This window comes from Streptomyces sp. McG3, assembly GCF_018619185.1.
GTDB lineage: Bacteria > Actinomycetota > Actinomycetes > Streptomycetales > Streptomycetaceae > Streptomyces.
This window is the reverse complement of sequence record NZ_JAAXYC010000005.1, coordinates 58,086-79,503: the sequence shown is the minus strand read 5'-3', so window position 1 is coordinate 79,503 and position 21,418 is coordinate 58,086. Positions and strand designations below refer to the sequence as shown.

15 protein-coding genes and 1 other RNA gene are annotated in these 21,418 nt (G+C 72.9%); 13 read left to right on the top strand and 3 right to left on the bottom strand.

The window, feature by feature from the left end:
* Positions 1-50: 50 nt before the first annotated feature.
* Complete coding sequence (locus tag HET64_RS01765) at positions 51-3,719, bottom strand: FHA domain-containing protein (protein ID WP_215101443.1); 3,669 nt, start codon at positions 3,717-3,719, stop codon at positions 51-53.
* Between the two features lie 493 nt (positions 3,720-4,212).
* Between HET64_RS01765 and HET64_RS01760 the strand changes: the two genes are divergently transcribed.
* The 4 genes from HET64_RS01760 (at position 4,213) to HET64_RS01745 (ending at position 9,872) form a co-directional block, all read left to right on the top strand.
* Complete coding sequence (locus HET64_RS01760) at positions 4,213-5,883, top strand: serine/threonine-protein kinase (protein ID WP_215101441.1); 1,671 nt, start codon at positions 4,213-4,215, stop codon at positions 5,881-5,883.
* A gap of 248 nt (positions 5,884-6,131) precedes the next feature.
* Positions 6,132-7,379 carry a serine/threonine-protein kinase gene (locus tag HET64_RS01755; RefSeq protein ID WP_215101439.1) on the top strand — a complete coding sequence of 416 codons (1,248 nt, stop codon included), beginning with the start codon at positions 6,132-6,134 and terminating at the stop codon, positions 7,377-7,379.
* A 114-nt stretch (positions 7,380-7,493) separates the two neighbouring features.
* Positions 7,494-8,600, top strand: coding sequence for a peptide chain release factor 2 (prfB, locus tag HET64_RS01750; protein WP_097871292.1), 1,107 nt, complete (start codon positions 7,494-7,496; stop codon positions 8,598-8,600).
* A 330-nt stretch (positions 8,601-8,930) separates the two neighbouring features.
* Positions 8,931-9,872, top strand: coding sequence for an LPXTG cell wall anchor domain-containing protein (locus HET64_RS01745; protein WP_215101437.1), 942 nt, complete (start codon positions 8,931-8,933; stop codon positions 9,870-9,872).
* A gap of 203 nt (positions 9,873-10,075) precedes the next feature.
* Here the strand turns inward: HET64_RS01745 and HET64_RS01740 are convergent, their stop codons facing one another.
* Entirely contained in the window at positions 10,076-10,276 is a 201-nt protein-coding gene (locus tag HET64_RS01740) for a hypothetical protein (protein WP_003968786.1), read from the bottom strand.
* 259 nt (positions 10,277-10,535) lie between these two features.
* Between HET64_RS01740 and ftsE the strand changes: the two genes are divergently transcribed.
* The 5 genes from ftsE (at position 10,536) to ssrA (ending at position 14,467) form a co-directional block, all read left to right on the top strand.
* Positions 10,536-11,225, top strand: a complete 690-nt coding sequence (gene ftsE, locus HET64_RS01735; protein WP_003968787.1) for a cell division ATP-binding protein FtsE — start codon at positions 10,536-10,538, stop codon at positions 11,223-11,225.
* A gap of 54 nt (positions 11,226-11,279) precedes the next feature.
* Positions 11,280-12,197, top strand: coding sequence for a permease-like cell division protein FtsX (ftsX, locus tag HET64_RS01730; protein WP_215101435.1), 918 nt, complete (start codon positions 11,280-11,282; stop codon positions 12,195-12,197).
* 68 nt (positions 12,198-12,265) lie between these two features.
* On the top strand, positions 12,266-13,453 hold the full coding sequence (locus tag HET64_RS01725) for a S41 family peptidase (protein ID WP_215101433.1): 1,188 nt from the start codon (positions 12,266-12,268) through the stop codon (positions 13,451-13,453).
* Between the two features lie 18 nt (positions 13,454-13,471).
* Positions 13,472-13,960 (top strand): SsrA-binding protein SmpB, encoded by a 489-nt coding sequence (gene smpB, locus HET64_RS01720; protein ID WP_032790702.1) that lies wholly within the window; start codon positions 13,472-13,474, stop codon positions 13,958-13,960.
* Between the two features lie 119 nt (positions 13,961-14,079).
* Positions 14,080-14,467, top strand: a transfer-messenger RNA (tmRNA) gene (gene ssrA / locus HET64_RS01715).
* A 162-nt stretch (positions 14,468-14,629) separates the two neighbouring features.
* On the opposite strand, the gene HET64_RS01710 is transcribed toward ssrA, so the two are convergent.
* Positions 14,630-15,976: an MFS transporter gene (locus HET64_RS01710; protein WP_215101431.1), complete on the bottom strand. Its 1,347-nt coding sequence runs from the start codon at positions 15,974-15,976 to the stop codon at positions 14,630-14,632.
* Between the two features lie 207 nt (positions 15,977-16,183).
* Here HET64_RS01710 and HET64_RS01705 point away from each other — a divergent pair, with 207 nt between their 5' ends.
* The 4 genes from HET64_RS01705 (at position 16,184) to HET64_RS01690 (ending at position 21,394) form a co-directional block, all read left to right on the top strand.
* Positions 16,184-17,155, top strand: a complete 972-nt coding sequence (locus HET64_RS01705) for a LysR family transcriptional regulator (protein ID WP_215101429.1) — start codon at positions 16,184-16,186, stop codon at positions 17,153-17,155.
* 160 nt (positions 17,156-17,315) lie between these two features.
* On the top strand, positions 17,316-18,008 hold the full coding sequence (locus HET64_RS01700) for a hypothetical protein (protein ID WP_215101427.1): 693 nt from the start codon (positions 17,316-17,318) through the stop codon (positions 18,006-18,008).
* Positions 18,009-20,228 carry a glycosyltransferase gene (locus HET64_RS01695; protein ID WP_215101425.1) on the top strand — a complete coding sequence of 740 codons (2,220 nt, stop codon included), beginning with the start codon at positions 18,009-18,011 and terminating at the stop codon, positions 20,226-20,228. It begins immediately after the preceding gene.
* A complete protein-coding gene (locus tag HET64_RS01690) occupies positions 20,225-21,394 on the top strand; it encodes an acyltransferase (RefSeq protein WP_215101423.1) in 1,170 nt (389 codons plus the stop codon). The genes HET64_RS01695 and HET64_RS01690 overlap by 4 nt, the downstream gene beginning before the upstream one ends.
* The last annotated feature ends 24 nt before the right edge of the window (positions 21,395-21,418 follow it).

The window sequence follows — 21,418 nt, the reverse complement described above, 5'->3', positions numbered from 1 at the left end:
GGGCGAGGGTCCGGGAGAGGGCGGTGAGAGTGGCCGCGCCGGTGGTCACGTCAGGCCGGGAACGGCACCAGGGCCGGCAGCCGCTCCGCGTTCACCGAACGGGCCGCGCGCTCCAACGCGCTGGCGAGCAGCGCCAGGTCGGTCGGCCCGTTGCCCAGCTCCCGCACCGGGCGCCGGGTCGGCGGATCGCCCATCCGCTCCCACTCCAGCGGGACGACGGTGGGCCGCAGCGTCGCCGTACGCGGGATGCGACCGGTGACCCGGCCCCCCTGGAACGGCGTCACCCGGCCGTCCGGATGCCCCAGTCTGCCCCGGCCGGGGGCCGGCTCGTCCGGGGACGGCGGGAGCACCGGGGCGTCCAGCACGATGCGCAGCCGGGCGCCACGGGCCAGCTCGGTGTCCTCGGTGCGGTCCGGGCGCGCGGAGGTGGCGACCAGGTGCACCCCGAGCCGCCCGCCGTCCCGGGCCACGGCCTCCAGCGCCCGCACCACCGAACCGGCGGCCGGCCGGCCGGGACTGCCGAGCGACGGGGCGACCAGCGCGTCGAAGTCGTCGGCGAGGACGACGAGGCGGGGCAGCGGCGACGGGCCGGGGTCCCCGGACCGGGCGGCGGGGCGCAACCGCAGGGTGCCGCTGGCCGGGGAGTCCAGATCGCCCCGCCGCTCGGCGCCGCTCGGCGGACGCTGGCCCACGATGCGCGCCGGGCCCTCCTGCTGGGCGTGTTGCTCGTGCCAGGCGGCGAAGTCCAGGTCGCCGAGCAGCTCGGCGCGCCGCTTCAGCTCGCCGCCCAGGGCCTGCGCGAACTCCCGCATCCGGACCGGGTCGCACGCCACGAGGTGGGTGAACACATGCGGCAGCTCCGTACAGGGGAGCAGCCCTTCGCAGCGCTCCCCCCGCTCGCCGCCGGCACCGTCGACGAGCAGGATGCCGAGCCGGTCGGGCCGGGCGGCGGAGGCGAGCGAGGCGGCGACGGCCCGGAGCAGCTCGGTGCGGCCGCTGCCCGGCGGCCCCTCGATCAGTAGATGCGGCCCCTCGTCGGCGAGATCGACGCTGAGGGGCCCCCGGGGGCCCGCCCCGAGCACGAGGACCGGCCGGCCGGTGTGGGCGGCGCCGGCCGGGGGCGTGGCCCCTTCGCCCCGTTCCCCGGAGCCCGGTCCCGGCCCGGAGCGCCGGCCGCCGAGGTAGGGCGTGCGCTCCGAGTCCCGTGAATCCAGCGGCGGATACGGGGTGCGCCCGGAGTCGCGGGCGTCCAGCGGTGGGTACGGGGTGCGGTCCGGGTCGGGGGCGCCCGCGGCCGGGTACGGCGTGCGGCCGGAGTCACGGTGGGAGGAGGAGGCGGTGCGCTGCGGGCCGACGCGCGGGCCCGCGCTGAGGGTCCGCCCGGAGTTGGGGCTGTCCAGCTCCTGGCGGGGCGCGGGGGCCGCCCCGCCCCGGGGCGCCGAGGCGCCGGGCTGGAGCTCCGCCGTGGACGCCCAGCGGGCCATCAGCGAGGCCGGCGTCGCCCGGGCCAGGCCCAGCTCGTCCAGCAGCCGGGCGGACGGCGGCAGCGCCGCGGTCGTCGGACGGCCGGCCAGCGCGGCCGAGCCCTCCTCACGCAGGGGCGCCAGGGCCCGCCCGAACCGCTCGGCCCAGGCCGCCGACACCGCGTCCACGGCGGCCACCGTCCCGTGCCCCGCGGCCTGCCCGCCCGCCGTGCGCAACAGGCGCAACGCCGTGGCGACGTCCCCGCTGAGCATCGCGACCGCCCCGCACTCCCGGAAGGCGATGGACGCCCGGCAGGCGGCCTCGTACGTCGCGGCCACCGGGGAGGTGGGGGAGGCGGCCGGGGTCTCGGCCAGGCAGATCAGATGGATCCCGGCCGCCGCGCCCGCCCCGGCCAGCCGCGCCGTGGTCTCGCGCAGCATCGCCGTACCGGGGTCGCCGTCCAGGACGACCACCGTGTGCGGACCGGTGTGGGCGCGGGCGGCCTCGGCCACCGAGGCCCGGTCCAGATGCGGCCACCCGGGACCGAGGGGGCCTTCGTCGAGGCGGCGCACCAGCTCGGCCGTGCGGGCGGCCGCCTGCTCACGGTCGTACGCGAGGAGCAGCCGGCAGTCCTGTCCGTGCGTCGGGCGCAGATGCGGCAGCCACCCCAGCCAGGACCACTCGCGCCGCCGCTCCTCCAGCGGGCGGGCGCGGTCCGTGCTGATGAGGACGATCTCCAGGTCGAACGGGGAGTGCAGCGCGGCGAGCTGCGCCACCGTCGCGCGGGCAAGCCCCGCCAGCCGGGCGCGCGGACCGGCGAGCCCGAGCGAACCGGCCTCCCGTAGCCCCACGGTCACCGGCACGGCGGGCACCTCGGCCCGGTCGGTCGTGCCGAGCCGCACCACGAGCGCCTCCGGGTGCTCCGGATGGCGCTCCCAGAGCCGGGGCCCGGGGCCGAGCGCGGTCAGCAGCACGGCGGCCGGATCCGGCCAGGTGCCCTCGGGGGCGGTGGGCAGCGCGGAGAAGGGGGAGCCGGGCGAGGCCGGCGAGGCGAGGTGACCGGCCCCCGACGGGCCGCCGGACGGATCGGGGGAGCCGCCCGGGAAGTCGTGGGACCCCGTCGCGGAGCCGTACGCGCCGGCTCCGGGCGCCGCTGATCCGTACGCCGGTGATCCGGGCGGTGTCCGGCCGTCCGGGGCGCGGGAGGAGCCGTACGCCTCGTCCCGCCGCCCGGCGCCGGTCTCCGGTCCCGCCGCCTGCTCGCCCTTCGCGCCGCCCTTGAGCCGCCTCGCCCACGCTCCTATGCCGCGCCGGGGTGCCGGGGCGTCGTCGAACTCCTCGCCACGGGCATGGGTGCCATGTCCCGGGTACGTGCCCGGCCCGGCCTCGGCGTGCTCGGGCCAGGAGGCCTCTTCGAGGGAGGAATCCGGGGCTCCGGAGAGGCCGTGGGGCCCGGAGGACGCCGGGGAGCCGGCGGAAGCGGGGGAACGAGGGAAAGGGGAGGCCGGTGCGCCGTAACCGTGGCCGTGGCCCGGGCCGCCGTGGTCGGGGGTGTGCGCGGAGGGCGGCGCGCCGGTCCCGTGGCCCGGGGCGGGTGTCCCCGTCTCGGCGCGGGCCACCCGCAGGTGACCCTCGCCGTCCGGCGCGATCGGCAGCGTCGCCGGACGGGAGCCCGCCGTGAGGCGGAGGGCGGACTCGCCGAGCCGCAGCAGCGCGCCGGGGGCGAGGCGGACCGGCCGCTCACGCACCTCGACGCCGTCCAGTGAGGTGCCGTTCGTCGAACCGAGATCGGCGACCGAGACCCGGCCGTCGTCGGAGACCGTCACCGCGCAGTGCAGCCGGGAGACGTCCGGGTCGTCGAGCGGGACGTCCGCGTCGGCGGAGCGGCCGATCCGGATCTGCCCGCCGTGCAGCAGGTGGACGCCGCCCGCGTCCGGGCCCGCCACCACATGGAGCTGGGCCGGAACGGGGTCGTCCGTCGCCTCGACGTCGCCGGGGACCTGGAGCGAGAGGACCGCGCCGTCCACCAGGGGCGGCTCGCCCAGCGCGGCGCGGTGCCCGTCCAGCCGCTCCCGTCCGGCGAAGAACACGATCGCTCCGCCGCCCTGGGAGCTCTCGGGCCCCGACACGGCGGAGGCCAGCTGGGAGGCGACGGCGGCCAGCGCCGTCCCGGCGGGTGCGGTGACGAGCACGTCGCAGGTGCGCGCCGGGGTCTGGCCGCTGCGCGGCGCGAGGACGGTCAGCCGGATCTGCATCGCCGTCAGCGGTCCCTTCTGCGCGGGGGTGCCCGGCAGGGGAAACGCCCTGTGATTCCCCCACCCGGCACGGACACGTCGTCCGTACAGGTCGTCACGCACCGCGAGACTCCGACCTCGCAGATCCGTGCTGGAGGCATCCTCGCACCTGCCACTGACAACACGCCCGGCGGTCACCTTTAAATGATCTTGAATGGTCGGCTGTGGGCGCAAAAGTGCCTGCTTGCGTCCGGATCCCGCCGCTCGGACGGGTTTCCCGGTGGTCGCCCGCCTGGTGCCGGACGGAAATCCGCTCCGGCGACCGAACGCCTGACCGGCCCCTGATCAGCCGTGCGGCAACCTTCCACCCGGTCTCCGCGTCTTCCCCCGAAACGTGAGCCCCCGGTGCCCCGTTCGGCGGCACTACAGTGGGCCGGAACATTCGGACGGACCCGGGGAGCGAACAGGACCCCTGGGGGACCGCAAGCACCACGATCAGCAGGGAGCGCATGACGTGCGGCCGGTAGGCAGCAAGTACCTGCTCGAGGAGCCGCTCGGACGCGGCGCCACGGGCACCGTCTGGCGAGCCCGCCAGCGGGAGACCGCGGGCGCCGAGGCAGCCGTCGCGGGTCAGCCCGGCGAGACCGTGGCCATCAAGGTCCTCAAGGAGGAGCTGGCCAACGACGCCGATGTCGTGATGCGGTTCCTGCGGGAGCGCTCCGTCCTGCTGCGGCTCACGCACCCCAACATCGTGCGCACCCGGGACCTGGTCGTCGAGGGCGATCTCCTCGCCCTGGTGATGGACCTGATCGACGGCCCCGACCTGCACCGCTACCTCCGCGACAACGGCCCGCTCACCCCGGTCGCCGCTTCCCTGCTCACCGCGCAGATCGCGGACGCGCTCGCCGCCAGTCACGCGGACGGCGTCGTCCACCGCGACCTCAAGCCGGCCAACGTGCTGGTCGACGAGCGCGACGGCCAGATGCACCCGATGCTCACGGACTTCGGCATCGCGCGCCTGGCCGACTCCCCGGGCCTGACCCGGACCCACGAGTTCGTCGGCACCCCCGCCTACGTGGCGCCGGAGTCCGCCGAGGGCCGCCCGCAGACCTCCGCCGTCGACATCTACGGCGCGGGCATCCTGCTGTACGAGCTGGTCACCGGCCGCCCGCCGTTCGCCGGGGGCACCGCCCTCGAGGTCCTGCACCGGCACCTCAGCGAGGAGCCCCGCCGCCCCTCCAACGTCCCGGCCCCGCTGTGGACGGTCATAGAGCGCTGCCTGAGCAAGGACCCGGACCGGCGGCCCAGCGCCGAGAACCTGGCCCGCGGTCTGCGTACGGTCGCCTCGGGCATCGGCGTCCACGCGAACTCCGCCCAGATCGCCGCCGCCGACGGGGTGGGCGCCCTGCTCGCCCCCGACCCGGCGCCCACCGCGGTCCCGGACACCCCGGGCGCGGCCGACCCCACGCAGGTGCTGCCGAGCAACGCGGGCTCCTACGACCCCGCCGCCCCCACCAGCGTCTTCCAGCAGACCGGCGGCCCGGGCGGTCAGGGCCCCGGCGGCGGCCACGCCGACCCGACCGCCGTCATGCCGCCCGTGCCGCAGCGACCCGACGGGCCGCCGCAGCCGGACGGACCGCACCCCTGGCAGTCGCAGCTCCAGGCGGCCCGCGACCGCAACGAGCAGACCCAGGTCCAGTACCTCGACCCGAGCCAGGACCCGCTGCGCCGTCGCCCGCAGCGCCAGCAGCCGCCGCAGCAGCCCCATCAGCAGCAGCCGCCCCAGCGCCGCCAGCCGCCTCCGCAGCACCAGCAGTACCCACCGCAACACCAGCAGCAACAGCACCAGCCGCAGCGCTATCAGCAGCCGCAGCAGCCCCAGCGGCAGCAGTACGCGCCCCCGCAGCCGCAGCAGCCCCAGCAGCCGGCTCCGCGCGAGCCGCGTCCGCCGAGGCAGCGCGGCGCCAACCCGATGCGCATCCCCGGACTCGGCTGCCTCAAGGGCTGCCTGTTCACCGTGGTACTCCTGATCGTCGCCGGCTGGCTCATCTGGGAGCTGACCCCGCTCCAGGACTGGGTCGCCCAGGGCAAGGGCTACTGGGAGGCGATCGGCGACGCGATCGGCACGGTCACCGACTGGATCTCCAAGGTCGGCGAGAGCACGGGCAGCTCGGACGGGGCCTGACCCGAGACCGCGCCGGGCGGCGCCGGACGCGTAACGGTCGGGCGGCGCCCGGCGCGATACGGGTCGGGCGAGGTCCGACCCGTATCGGTCGGGCGAGGTCCGACCCGCAACTCTGTCCCTTTGTCGACTTCTCCGGGCCTATTCGGCCCGGAGAAGTGAAGGTCGGTGCCATCGAGTGCACGTGACACCCCGAACGCCGCGTAACTTTGTCGACCGGGGGTCCACCGCCAGCCGCTGAGGGAGCAGTCTTGGCACGGAACATCGGCAGCCGGTACACGGCCCACCAGATCCTGGGGCGCGGCAGCGCCGGCACGGTATGGCTCGGCGAAGGGCCCGAGGGCCCGGTCGCCATCAAGCTGCTCCGTGAGGACCTCGCGTCCGACCAGGAGCTCGTGGGCCGCTTCGTGCAGGAGCGCACAGCCCTGCTCGGACTCGTCCACCCGCACGTGGTCGCCGTCCGGGACCTCGTCGTGGACGGCAACGACCTGGCCCTGGTCATGACCCTCGTCCGCGGCACCGACCTGCGCACCCGCCTCGACCGCGAACGCCGCCTCGCACCCGAGGCCGCCGTCGCGATCATCGCGGACGTCGCCGACGGGCTCGCCGCCGCGCACAAGGCCCAGGTGGTCCACCGGGACGTCAAGCCGGAGAACATCCTGCTCGACATGGAGGGCCCCCTCGGCCCCGGCGGCGCGCACCCGGCCCTGCTCACCGACTTCGGCGTCGCCAAACTGATCGACACCCCGCGCCGCACCAAGGCCACGAAGATCATCGGTACGCCGGACTACCTGGCCCCCGAGATCGTCGAGGGACTCCCGCCGCGCGCCGCCGTCGACATCTACGCCCTGGCGACCGTGCTCTACGAGCTGCTCGCCGGATTCACGCCCTTCGGCGGCGGCCACCCCGGCGCGGTCCTGCGCCGGCACGTCACCGAGACCGTCGTCCCGCTCCCCGGCATCCCCGAGGAGCTCTGGCAGCTCCTGGTCCAGTGCCTGGCCAAGGCCCCCGCCTCACGGCTGCGCGCCTCGGAGCTCGCCGTGAGGCTGCGCGACCTGCTGCCCCTGCTGGCGGGGATACCGCCGCTGGAAGTGGACGAGCCGGGCCCGGAGGAGAGCGACCAGCAGCCCGCCGCCTACGACGAGCAGCAGTACACCCCGGCCGCCGAGGAGCCCCGCCGCCGCGGCGCGGTCCCGCTGGTGCCCGGCTCCGCCCCCGACTCCAACCGGGACACCCACACGAGCATGCGCGTCCCCGCCCCGGACGAGCTGGCGGGCGGCCCCCTCGGGACGGCCCGCGCCCCCCGCGCCCCGGGCAGGCCGCGGCCCGGCTCCGCCCGCAACAAGGCGGCGGCCGTCCGCAAACGCCGCATCACCCTCGGAGTCGCCGCCCTCGCCCTCTGCGCGGCCGTCGTGGTCGGCGGCCTGCTGGCCGGCGGCGACGGCGACGGCGGCCCGGCGCCCCAGGACAGCGAGAACTCGGCGCCGGCGACCCCGTAAGGACGCGTCGGGCGCCCCCTGACCGAGCCTCCGGGAGCCCTCGCCCCGGTCCGGACCCGCATCCGGTTTCCGGGCGAGGGCAAGCTTCATCCGCCCAGCCGTTACGCTGGACCCGTGGCAGTCGTCGATATTTCCGAAGAGCTGAAGTCCCTCTCCTCGACCATGGGGTCGATCGAGGCCGTCCTGGACCTGGATGCGCTGAGGGCGGACATCGCCGCGCTCGAGGAGCAGGCTGCGGCGCCGTCCCTGTGGGACGACCCGGAGGCGGCCCAGAAAATCACCAGCAAGCTTTCCCACCTCCAGGCCGAGGTCCGCAAGGCCGAGACCCTGCGCGGCCGCATCGACGACCTCGAAGTCCTCTTCGAGCTCGCAGCGGACGAGAGCGACGCCGATGCCCAGGCGGAGGCCGAGGCCGAGCTGGAGTCGGTGAAGAAGGCGCTGGACGAGATGGAGGTCCGCACGCTCCTCTCCGGCGAGTACGACGCGCGCGAGGCCCTGGTGACCATCCGGGCCGAGGCCGGCGGCGTCGACGCCGCGGACTTCGCCGAGAAGCTCCAGCGCATGTACATCCGCTGGGCCGAGCGGCACAACTACAAGACCGAGGTCTACGAGACCGCGTACGCGGAAGAGGCCGGCATCAAGTCGACCACCTTCGCCGTCCAGGTCCCGTACGCCTACGGCACGCTCTCCGTCGAGCAGGGCACCCACCGCCTGGTCCGCATCTCGCCCTTCGACAACCAGGGCCGCCGCCAGACGTCCTTCGCGGGCGTCGAGGTGCTCCCGGTCGTCGAGCAGACCGACCACATCGAGATCGACGAGTCCGAGCTGCGCGTGGACGTGTACCGCTCCTCGGGCCCCGGCGGACAGGGCGTCAACACCACGGACTCCGCGGTCCGTCTGACCCACCTGCCCACCGGCATCGTCGTCTCCTGCCAGAACGAGCGCTCGCAGATCCAGAACAAGGCGTCCGCGATGAACGTCCTCCAGGCGAAGCTCCTCGAGCGCCGCCGCCAGGAGGAGCAGGCGAAGATGAACGCGCTCAAGGGCGACGGCGGCAACTCCTGGGGCAACCAGATGCGTTCGTACGTCCTGCACCCGTACCAGATGGTCAAGGACCTGCGTACGGAGTTCGAGATGGGCAACCCCGAAGCGGTCTTCAACGGCGAGATCGACGGCTTCGTCGAGGCGGGCATCCGCTGGCGCAAGCAGAGCGAGAAGTAGCCTCGGCGGTACGGAGGTTGGGCCCGGACAGGCGACTGTCCGGGCCTTCCCGCGTTGCGGAGGACCTGTGCCCGATGCGTCACAGTCCGGCTTCCGAATAGCCGTCAAGAACCCCCATATTGGTGCCTAGTGCACGGAACGGCCTTGACGTAGTCCTTAACTCTGGCCAGGGTGCTAGAGCAGCATGCGTATGTCTGGGACGGGTGTGAACCGGGGGGCTGGCGGGGTGACCACGACACGACGTGGCCTTGCCGAGAGCGATTCCCCGCAGGGCCGCGACCCGCATATGGCTGCTCCACTGACGAGATCGGCTACTGGGGGTAGCAACACATGACGAAGAAGACGCGTATCCGCGTCGCGCGGATCGCCGCCGGCGCGGTTATCGCCGCGGGTGCCTCGCTGACCGCGGCCGGTGCGGCGCAGGCGCTGAACGGCCCGGACGAGACCCAGATCACCACCCAGGACGAGACCGAGGACGGTCTCATCGGTGGCCTCATCGAGGGCACCACCGAGGGTGGCGACCCGGGCGGCGTCGACGCGGGCGCCGACGGCGGTGCTGCTGACGGTGGTGCCGATGGTGGTGCTGACGGCGGTGCCGATGGTGGTGCTGACGGCGGTGCCGATGGTGGTGCCGATGGTGGTGCTGACGGCGGTGCCGATGGTGGTGCTGACGGCGGTGCCGATGGTGGTGCTGACGGCGGTGCTGACGGCGGTGCTGACGGCGGTGCCGATGGTGGTGCCGATGGTGGTGCTGACGGCGGTGCCGATGGTGGTGCCGATGGTGGTGCTGACGGCGGTGCCGATGGTGGTGCTGACGGCGGTGCCGATGGTGGTGCTGACGGCGGTGCCGATGGTGGTGTCGACGGCGGCTCGGGCAACAACGGTGGCTCCGGCAACAACGGCGGCTCCGGCAACAACGGCGGCTCCGGCAACAGCGGCGGCGGCGACCAGGGTGGCACCAGCACCTCCGGCGGCTCCACCGACGGCGGCTCGACGGCCGGCGGCGGTTCCGCGACCGGCGGCGGTTCCACCACCGGTGGCGACGACGCCGGCTGCACCGTGGACCTCGACGGCGCCGAGTGCACCGACAACACGGACACCGACAGCGTCGGCAACAAGCCGGTCGAGCAGAGCAAGGGCAAGGAAGAGCTCGCCGAGACCGGTGCGGCCGAGACGACCTTCCTGGTCATCGGCGCCGCGACGATGATCGCGGGCGGCATCGGCTTCCGTATCCTGCCCCGCCTGGTCGGCGGCGGTCGCACCGTCGCCTAGCTCCGCGGCGGACCGTACCGACGCGTAGCGGGCGCACATCGGCCCCCCACGCGGCACGGCACAGCAGGAAGAAGGGCCCGGGAGGGCGTACGACGCCTCCCGGGCCCTTCTGTGCGCCCGGACCGCTCAGGCGGCCGTACGCATACGTCTGTCAGCCCCGGAGGGGCTATGAGGGGCGGCCCCGGGGGACCGTACGGGCCGGATCAGGCCGCTTGGTGCGCCAGCAGCGCGAGCGCGGTCAGCAGCACCACCATCAGGGCGATCAGCATGGCCGGGCTCATCCCGGCCAGCGGGCCCTGGCCCTGCTCCTCCAGCATCTGCTGCCGCACGGCACGGCAGACGCGGCAGCGGCCCTCACTGACGGGGGACGCGCAGTTCGCGCACACCAGTCGGTCATAGGTCATGCGCATTCCTCCTCCCGCGCGGCGGAGCCGCTTGCTGCTTTCTCTCCGCACAACGCTCACGGAAACGCAACCGTTCCCCCCACCACTGTGCCAGCTCGCGACGATTTCGGCGCGGCCCGCCGGACAAGGTCCGGCACGACCCGTTTCGTTCCAGGGGTCGATCCGCCATAAAACGCACATTGCCGGACGCCGCCTGCACGCGTGAGCCCGGTTCGCGTATGGTCACGCTCACCTACTCCCGGCCGACCGTGGTGCATCCGTGATCCGATTCGACAACGTCTCCAAGACCTACCCGAAGCAGACCCGACCGGCTCTGCGCGATGTCTCGTTGGACATCGAGAAGGGTGAGTTCGTCTTCCTGGTGGGGTCCTCCGGCTCCGGCAAGTCGACCTTCATGCGACTGATCCTGCGCGAGGAGCGCGCCAGCACGGGCATGGTCCATGTGCTCGGCAAGGATCTCGCGCGGCTGTCCAACTGGAAGGTGCCGCAGATGCGCCGCCAGCTGGGGACGGTCTTCCAGGACTTCCGCCTGCTGCCCAACAAGACGGTCGCGGAGAACGTGGCCTTCGCGCAGGAGGTCATCGGCAAGCCCCGCGGCGAGATCCGCAAGGCCGTGCCCCAGGTCCTCGACCTCGTCGGCCTCGGCGGCAAGGAGGAGCGGATGCCCGGTGAGCTCTCCGGTGGTGAGCAGCAGCGCGTGGCCATCGCCCGCGCCTTCGTGAACCGCCCCATGCTGCTGATCGCGGACGAGCCGACCGGCAACCTCGACCCGCAGACCTCCGTGGGCATCATGAAGCTGCTGGACCGGATCAACCGGACCGGCACCACCGTGATCATGGCGACCCACGACCAGAACATCGTCGACCAGATGCGCAAGCGCGTCATCGAGCTCGAGCAGGGCCGTCTCGTACGCGACCAGGCACGCGGCGTCTACGGCTACCAGCACTGACCGAGGGGCTCCGGCCCTTCGTGCACTTCGAGCATCGAGTACTGAAAGGACGCCATGCGCGCCCAGTTCGTCCTGTCGGAGATCGGCGTCGGTCTCCGCCGCAACCTCACGATGACCTTCGCGGTCGTGGTCTCCGTCGCCCTCTCGCTCGCCCTGTTCGGCGGTGCGCTGCTGATGCGCGAGCAGGTCAGCACGATGAAGGACTACTGGTACGACAAGGTCAACGTCTCGATCTTCCTCTGCAACAAGACCGACGCCAAGGACATGCCCAAGTGCGCCAAGGGGGCTGTCACCAAGGAGCAGAGGGAGCAGATCAAGGTCGACCTGGAGAAGATGGAGGCCGTCGAGACGGTCCACTTCGAGACGGTCGACGAGGCGTACAAGCACTACCAGGAGCAGTTCGGCGACTCCCCGATGGCGGGCAACATCACGCCCGACCAGATGCAGGAGTCCTTCCGGGTCAAGCTGGACGACCCGCAGAAGTACAAGGTCGTCGCGACGGCCTTCGCCGGGCGTGACGGGGTGCAGTCCGTCCAGGACCAGCGGTCCATCCTGGACCAGCTCTTCGAGCTGATGAACGGAATGAACGCCGTCGCGGTCTACGTGATGATCCTGATGCTGGTCATCGCGCTGATCCTGATCGTCAACACCGTGCGCGTCTCCGCGTTCAGCCGGAGACGCGAAACGGGCATCATGCGCCTCGTCGGAGCCTCCGGCTTCTACATCCAGGCCCCCTTCATCATGGAGGCGGCCGTCGCCGGCCTGATCGGCGGCGTGCTGGCCTGCGCCATGCTGCTCGGCGGGCGGTACTTCCTGATCGACGGCGGCCTCGCGCTCCAGGAGAAGCTCAACCTGATCAACTTCATCGGCTGGGACGCGGTCCTCACCAAGCTCCCGCTGGTGCTCGCGATCGGTCTGCTGATGCCCGCCGTCGCCGCTCTGTTCGCGCTGCGCAAGTACCTGAAGGTGTGACATGTGCCCCCTGGGGCGCACGGGCGAGTGCCCGTGCGCCCCAGGGGGCTTGTCCTAGACTCGGCCCCATGTCGGGTTGTTCGCACCGCTTCCGGCCCCGCGGCCTCTGCCGCGGGGCGGCCCTGACATTGGCCTTCGGGTGTGCTCTCGCCACCGGTGCCGCGACCGGATCCCTGCCGCAGGACCCCGGTTCCGGGGCCGGGCCGCAGACGCGTGCCGTCTCCTCCACCGTCGCCCCGGTCGACCGCGACGAGATCGAGGACGCCGCCGCCGAGGCCGAGGCGGACGGGAAGTCCGTGAAGGACGCCGCGGAGGAGGTCGTCAGCCGTAGTGGCGATCGTTGGGGCGCGGTCTACGACGAGCGGGAGTACGAGGAGTTCGAGCAGGCGCTGGACGGTTCCTACACCGGTGTCGGGCTCTCCGCCCGGCGCACCGACCGGGGCGACGTCACGGTGTCCCGCGTGGAGGCCGGCGGTCCCGCCGACCGGGCGGGCATCAGGGCCGGTGACCTGCTGCGCACCCTGGACGGCCGCGCGGTCGGCAAGCGCCCCGTCGCGGAGGTCGTCGCGTTGCTGCGCGGCGACGGTACGGGGGCGGCAGAGGGCAGCCGGGTGGAGCTCGGGCTGGTGCGGGAGGGCCGGAGCTGGACCGAGACCCTTCGGCGGGCCCGGCTGACCACCGAGGCGGTCACCGTGCGGCGGCTGGGGGCCGAGTCGTCGTCGGCGGTCCTGATCAAGGTCGCAGCGTTCACCAAGGGAGCCGGGGCCGATGTCCGGGAAGCGGTCCGCGACGCTCCCGACGGGGCCGGGATACTGCTCGATCTGCGCGCCAACTCCGGCGGACTCGTCACCGAGGCCGTCGTCGCCGCCTCCGCCTTCCTGGACGGCGGCCTGGTCGCCACGTACGACGTGCGCGGCGAGCAGCAGGCCCTGTACGCCGATCCGGGCGGTGACACGGACCGGCCGGTCGTCGTCCTGGTCGACGGCGGCACGATGAGCGCCGCCGAGCTGCTGACCGGGGCGCTCCAGGACCGGGGCCGCGCGGTCACCGTCGGCTCGCCCACCTTCGGCAAGGGCTCCGTGCAGATGCCCAGCGAGCTTCCGGGCGGTTCGGTGGCCGAACTGACCGTCGGCCACTACCGCACGCCGGCCGGCCGGAACGTCGACGGCAGGGGCATCACACCCGATCTCGTGGTGGGGGAGAGGGCCCAGCAGCGGGCCGAGACGGTATTGAGTGGCCTCGGGGGTGGGTCGTAGTGCGAAAATGACCGCACTATGGCGAAGGAAAAAGACACCGGGCGCAAGATGGTCGCGCAGAACAAGAAGGCGCGGCACGACTACACGATCCTCGACACCTACGAGTGCGGCCTCGTGCTCATGGGTACGGAGGTGAAGTCCCTGCGCATGGGACGGGCCTCCCTGGTCGACGGCTTCGTCCAGATCGACGACCACGAGGCCTGGCTCCACAACATCCACGTACCCGAGTACGTCCAGGGCACCTGGACCAACCACACGGCCAAGCGGAAGCGGAAGCTGCTGCTGCACCGGGCCGAGATCGACAAGCTGGAGTCGAAGTCGCAGGAGACGGGCCACACGATCGTGCCGCTCGCGCTGTACTTCAAGGACGGCCGGGTCAAGGTCGAGATCGCGCTCGCGAAGGGCAAGAAGGAGTACGACAAGCGGCAGACGCTCCGGGAGAAGCAGGACACGCGGGAGACGAACCGCGCCATCTCGGCGGCCCGCCGGCGGCAGCGCAGCGCCTGAGCGGGGCCTGTCCCGGCGGGGCCGGCGGCCGGGCAGGAATACAGTGGCACCGTCCGGCGTTGGTCACGTACGATGGGCCGTGCACCTCAGCGAAGGTGCGCGTTTTGAAAAATCAACATGGGGATGATCGGTTTCGACAGCGGATGTCGAAGCAGGGGAAGCGAGTCGAGGAAGCGGCAATGATCTCGTAAACCATATGTCGCAAACAATAATCGCCAATTCCAAGCGCGATTCCTCCGCCTTCGCCCTCGCTGCCTAATTAGCAGCTAAGCGAAGACTCTGCGGAGTGTCAGCCCGGGGGTGATCCCGACCCGGATCCTGGCATCAACTAGGGATCTAAACTTCTCGGCCCGGCCACGGGGCCGAGAAGGAAATCAAACAGTGGCTGGGCCTGTCGGAGGCTTGTTCGCGTGACCTCCGGGGCCGAGAAAAGCGTAGCGAACTGCACTCGGAGAAGCCCTGGTTCCGCACCGTTGGACGCGGGTTCGATTCCCGCCATCTCCACCACCCCATGTAAGCCTCCGCCCCGCGAGTTCACTCGCGGGGCGGAGGCTTTTTCATGCCTGCCGGCTGACGAGGACGATCCGGTGATCACCGAGGAGCTGGTCGAGGACGTCTTCGCGCTGCCCTGCCGGGTCATCGAGGACCCCGTCTCTCCCAGCCCCCTCGTCATACCGCTCGGCTCGCTCGGCTCCGCGTCGTCCGCGTCGGCCTCGTCGCCCCCGTCCAGGGTCCCGCTCCCGCGATGACCAGGGCGAGGGCCGCCGCGGACATCGGGGCCGCGTAGCCGGTGACCGTGCCCGCGTGCTCCACCAGCCAGCCGCCGGCCGCCGCCCCGGCCGCGATCCCGCCCAGCAGCGCGGTCACCGCGAGCGTCATGCCCTCGTTCAACTGCTCCGGGCGCGTGGACCGCTGGACCAGCGTCATGCCCGTGACCATCGTCGGCGCGGTCGCCGCCCCCGCCACCAGCAGGCAGAGCGCCAGGACCGGCAGGGAGGCGGAGCCGGTGGCGGCCAGCAGCGGCAGGGACATCAGCGCCGTCATCCCGGCCAGGCACAGCAGCAGCCTGAGACGGACGTTCCGGGCGGGCCGCAGCGAACCGTAGACCAGGCCCGCCGCACACGACCCGGCCGCCTGGAGCGCCAGGATCGCGCCCCCGGCGTGCGCGATGGAGACCACCTCCAGCGCCCCGAACACCGCCCCCGTGGCGAGGAAGACCGCCAGCAGCGCGGGCACCCCCGGCGTGCGCAGGGGCGAGGCCACGGTCCCCGTACGGGGGGTGACCGGCGGTTCCGTGGCGCGCTGGGCCGCGAAGACCAGGACGCCGCTCATCAGGAGCACCGCCCCCACCAGCGTGCCCGCCTCCGGGAACAGCGCCCCGCAGAGCGTCGCGGCCAGCACCGGGCCCAGCATGAAGCACAGCTCGTCGGCGGCCTGTTCGAAGGAGTTCGCGGTGTGCAGGGCCGCCGGGTCGCCCCGGTGCAGATGCGCCCAGCGGGCCCGCGACATCCCGCCGGTGTTCGGGGTCGTCGCGGTCGCGGCGTACGCGGCGAACAGCGTCCAGGCCGGGGCCTCGTAGTGCACGCAGAGAACCAGGGCCAGCGACCCCAGGACGGCGAGCGCGGTGGCGGGCACCGCGACGCGTGCCTGCCCGAAGCGGTCCACGAGCCGGGCGGTGAAGGGCGCGACGACCGCCGTCGCCGCCAGCCCGGTCGCGGTGACGGCCCCGGCCAGGGCGTACGAACCCCGGGACCCGGCGATCATGATGACCGCGCTGACGCTGAACATCCCCATCGGCAGCCGGGCGATCAGGTTGCCCGCCGTGAACGCCCGCGCCCCGGGCGTGGCCAGCAGCCGGAGGTACGGGTTCGACGACCGCCGTCGCCCGGCGCCCCCGGTCCGCCCGGGCGCCGAGCGCGGGGCCGCGACCAACTGGCCGCCGGCGACGGCGAGCAGGGGAGTGGACGGCGGTGCGACGGCCCGGTCCGGGCGGGCGGCGGGGACTGGCCGGGGCATGACGGCCCGACGGGACGGGACCGGCCGGGGAACGGGCTCCGACCGGGGAGCGGCCTTCGAACGGGGAACGGGCTCCGGGTGGGCGGCGGTGGGGGATATCGGCATACGACCAGGCTGACCGTGTACCGCCGCCCGGGTCCAACACCTTCTCCGCGCCGATTCACGCGTCCGTGTTGTGAATGGCGTCCCGCGCTGTAGATTCGCGCTGTGCCCCCCGCCGACATCGACCCCCGTCTCCTGCGCGCCTTCCTCGCCGTCGCCGGTGAACTGCACTTCACCCGGGCCGCCGCCCGCCTCTTCGTCGCACAGCAGGCGCTGAGCCGGGACATCCGGCGGCTGGAGCGCGAGCTCGGCGCCGAGCTGTTCGTCCGCACGACCCGGCAGGTCGCGCTCACCCCGGACGGCGAACGCCTGCTGCCGCACGCCCGCCGGGTGCTCGACGCGCACGCCGAGCTGGCCGGGGCCTTCAGTGGTGCGCCCGCCCGGCCGCTGCTCGTCGACCTGAACAGCGACGGGGCGACTGCCGCCCGGGTGCTGGCGCGCGCCCGCGAACTGCTCCCGGAGTGCGAGCTGATGGCCCGCTTCGAGTCCGGTCTCACCTGGGCCGCCGGCGAGATCCTGGCCGGCCGGCTCGACGCCTCCTTCGGCCGGGCCGCCGGGCTGGCACCCGCGGTGCGCGCGGGACTTTCCGTGCACCCCGTGCGGTACGAGCCGATGGCCCTGATACTGCCCGTCGCTCATCCCCTCGCCGCGCGGGAGGTCGTCGCCCTGGCCGAGCTGTCCGGAGAGACCGTCTACGCGGGGGCCGGCAACGAGCGGACCCGGGAGTGGACGGACCTCGCCGCGCTGCTGTTCGCCGAGTGGGACATCACCATGGCCCCACCCGTGCCGCTCGCCGTGGGCGTGGCCGAATTCCAGCGGGTCATGTCGAAGGGGGGACACCCCGTGCTCGCCGTCGTCGACTTCCCGGCGCTGCCCGGAACGGTGCTGCGCCCGCTCGTCGAACCGATTCCGCTTTCGCCGCTGGCGCTGGTCTGGCGCAAGGGTCTGAACCACCCCGGCGTAGACGCGCTGCGCAACGCTACTGACCAGTTGGCCCTTGCCGAGGGGTGGATGGTCCCGCCGGCCGGCTGCTGGCTTCCCGAGGGCGATCGGTCACTGATGCGCAACCGTTCCTGACCAACTCCGTTCAGGGGCACTTGGGCGTCAATGTCGTGCGCTACATTCATCGTCCGGGTGCAGGAAGGCCGGGTTCATGGACGGGTGGGGGCCCAGTCCAACAGTAAAGAACCAGTCAATTCCATGCGCCTGATTCTGAGTGGGGGATGGGGCTGCACTGGTGGACAATTGGCGCGAAGGCCGGAGAACCGGGCATACGCATGAGCCCAACGACGCGACGATCCAGCTCGACGGGCTGGGCCGTCAGCTCGCCGAACTGCCCGGCGAACCCGCCCCGCCGGACGGCACCGACGGCCCCGTCTTCGTCGACGAGAGCGGCCGCCGCAGCAAGACCTTCCGACGCGTCGGCTGGGTCCTGGCCTCGGTCTGCGTCGCCTACGCCGTGACGCTGGTCCTCGCCGTCCTCGGCGGGAACTCCAGCGCCCCCTGGCTGCCCCTGTCCGAGACCGGGGAGAAGGCCAAGGCGGAGCAGGCCGAGGAGGCCCCCGCGCCGGACGGCACCGTCGGCGGCCCGTCCGGCGACCCCCCGGAGCCCGGGCCGAGCGCCTCCGGCCCCCCGGCGGCCGAGGAGTCCGGCACGCCCGGCGACGCGACCCCGTCGGCCACCTCCGTGCTGGTGCCCGCCGGATCGGCCGCGGACCCCTCCGCGTCCATCGCCGCCGACCCGTCCCGTTCCACCGGGGCGGGCGGCTCGGGCGGCGCGGGCGGCGGCACGAAACCGGACCCCACGACCTCGACCGCCGAACCACCGGTCGACTCCTCACCGCCGTCCCCCGAGCCGGAGCCGTCCGACCCGACGACCCCTCCCGCCGAGACTCCCGGCCAGCCGGTGCAAGAAGAGAGCGCCCCGTAGATGAACTCCCCCGCCACGCGGGGCAGGAACGGCAGATCGAGGAAAGCGTCACGCGGCCGGAGCCGGTTCAGGCTCCCCATGCGCTACCTCCTGCCGACGACGTTCCTCGTCGCCCTGCTCGCGATGCTGATGCTGCGCGGATACGTGCACAGCGAGATCCTCGCCGACCACCGGGTCCGCGACGCCGACCACAACACCCGGGTGCCGAAGGACGTCCGCGCCGGCGGGCCCGTCATCGACGCCCGCTCCGGTGACGCGAAGACCCTGCGCGTACCCGACCGCCGGATCGTCCTGACCTTCGACGACGGCCCGGACCCGGTGTGGACGCCGAAGGTGCTCGACAAGCTGAAGGAGTACGACGCCCACGGCGTCTTCTTCGTCACCGGCAACATGGCCGCCCGGCACCCGGAACTGGTCGAACGGATGGTCGCCGAGGGCCACGAGATCGGGCTGCACACCTTCAACCACCCCGACCTCTCCTACCAGTCCACCGAACGCATCGACTGGGAGCTGTCGCAGAACCAGCTGGCGCTGGCGGGTGCCGCCGGCATCCGCACCTCGCTCTTCCGGCCGCCCTACTCCTCCTTCTCGTACGCCATGGACAACAGATCCTGGCCGGTCACCGAGTACATCGGCAGCCGCGGCTACCTCACCGTCGTCAACGACACGGACAGCGAGGACTGGAAGCGCCCCGGGGTCCGCGCCATCGTCGAGCGGGCCACGCCGAAGAACGGCAAGGGCGCGATCATCCTGATGCACGACTCCGGCGGCGACCGCTCGCAGACCGTGGCCGCGCTCGACACCCTGCTGCCGGACCTGACGGAGCGGGGCTACACCTTCACCCGGCTCACCACCGCCCTCGACGCCCCCAGCGCCCACACCCCGGCCACCGGGTTCGCGCTGTGGAAGGGCAAGGCGTTCATCGCCGCCGTCGCCGTGTCCGAGCGGATCACCGGCGTCCTGGTCGTCGGCCTCGCCGTCATCGGCGTCCTGGTCCTCGCCCGCTTCGGACTGATGCTGCTGCTCTCCTTCCTGCACGCCCGCAAGGTCCGCCGCAGGAACTTCGGCTGGGGCCCGCCCGTCACCCGCCCGGTCTCCGTCCTCGTCCCCGCGTACAACGAACGCGCGTGCATCGAGGCCACCGTGCGCTCCCTGGCCGCCAGTGAGCACAGAATCGAGATCATCGTCATCGACGACGGCTCGACGGACGGCACCGCCGACCTCGTCGAGGCGATGCGGCTGCCCCGCGTACGGGTCGTCCGCCAGCGGAACGCGGGCAAACCCGCCGCCCTCAACAACGGCATCCGGCACGCCCGTTACGACATCGTCGTGATGATGGACGGCGACACCGTCTTCGAACCGTCCACGGTCCGCGAGCTGGTCCAGCCCTTCGGGGACCCCCGGGTCGGAGCCGTCGCCGGCAACGCCAAGGTCGGCAACCGCGACTCCCTCATCGGCGCCTGGCAGCACATCGAGTACGTGATGGGCTTCAACCTGGACCGCCGGATGTACGACGTGCTCGGCTGCATGCCCACCATCCCCGGGGCCGTCGGCGCGTTCCGCCGCGAGGCCCTGGACCGGGTCGGCGGAATGAGCGAGGACACCCTCGCCGAGGACACCGACGTCACCATGGCCCTGCACCGGGACGGCTGGCGCGTGGTCTACGCGGAGAACGCCCGCGCCTGGACCGAGGCCCCGGAGTCCGTGCAGCAGCTGTGGTCGCAGCGCTACCGGTGGAGTTACGGCACCATGCAGGCCATCTGGAAGCACCGCCGCGCGGTCATCGAACGCGGCCCCTCGGGCCGCTTCGGACGGGTCGGGCTCCCGTTCGTCTCCCTCTTCATGGTGCTCGCCCCGCTGCTGGCCCCCCTGATCGACGTGTTCCTGCTGTACGGGCTGGTCTTCGGCCCCACCGGCAAGACCGTCGCCGCGTGGTTCGGCGTCCTGGTCGTCCAGGCGGTGTGCGCCGCCTATGCGTTCCGGCTGGACAAGGAGCGCATGACGCACCTGATCTCGCTGCCGCTCCAGCAGATCCTCTACCGCCAGCTCATGTACGTCGTACTGCTCCAGTCCTGGATCACCGCGCTCACCGGCGGCCGGCTGCGCTGGCAGAAGCTGCGCCGCACCGGCGCGGTGGAGGCCCCCGGCGGCTCGTCCGCCCCGCGCCCGCAGGGACCCGGGGCCGCCGCCGGAGCCGTGGACCGGAGGCCGTACGTATGACCGCCCCACCCCTGCCGAGGGCCGCCGCCCCGGACCTCGCGGTCCCGCCGCCCGCTCCCGGGAAGCCCGTCCGCGACCGGTACTTCGACCTGCTGCGGGCCCTCGCCCTCTTCCGCGTCGTCCTCTACCACCTGACCGGCTGGGCCTGGCTGCCCATCGTCTTCCCCTCGATGGGCGTCATGTTCGCCCTGGCCGGGACGCTGATGGCCCGCTCGCTCAAGCGGCCGGCCGTCCAGGTGATCCGGGGCCGCGTCCGCCGGCTCCTGCCGCCGCTGTGGCTGCTCGGCGCGATCGGCGTCACCGGCATGGCCGCCCAGGGCTGGGGCCCGGACGCCGAGGGCCACCCCGGCTGGTGGTGGCAGCACCTCCTGTACTGGGTGCTGCCGCTCAGCGATCCGCCCTACGCGTACGACGTGGCGGGCATCGACGGATTCCTCGGCCCGAGCTGGCCCGAGGAACTGGCCGGGCCGCTCTGGTACATCCGGGCCTACCTGTGGTTCGTCCTGTTCTCCCCGCTGATCCTGCGCGGTCTGCGCAGGCTGCCCTGGCCGACGCTGCTCGCGCCGCTCGCCCTGGCCGTCGTCATGCGTCTGGAGTGGTTCTCCACCACCGACCGCCTCGACTCCGCGATCACCGACTTCTCCACCTTCGGCGCCTGCTGGGTCCTCGGCATGGCCCACCAGGAAGGCGTCCTGAAACGGCTGCCCGCCTACGTCGTGCCGTCGATCGCCCCGCTCTTCGCGGGCGCGGGGCTGTGGTGGGCGAGCCACGAGGGCTTCCGCAGCGGCTTCGACCTGGACTCCATCCCGCTCGCCCAGGCCCTGTGGTCCTTCGGCTGCGTCCTGCTCCTGCTCCACGTCAGCCCTACCTGGACCGCATGGCCGAAGCGGCTGCGCGCCTTCGACCGGCCCATCACCCTGCTCAACTCGCGGGCGGTGACCGTCTACCTCTGGCACAACGTCTGCATCCTGACGGCCGCCACGCTCTACGACCGGCTCTGGTCCGTCGACGCCCTCGGCGAGAACGTGCCCTGGCTGCTGGAGAGCTGGGTGCCCGTGCTGCTGATCGCCTGGGTCCTCATCGCGCTCTGCGTCCTCGCCTTCGGCTGGGCCGAGGACGTCGCGGCCAAGCGCCGGCCGCGGCTCTGGCCGGACGGCAGGCGGTAGCGGACACCGCATCTCACCGGGCCG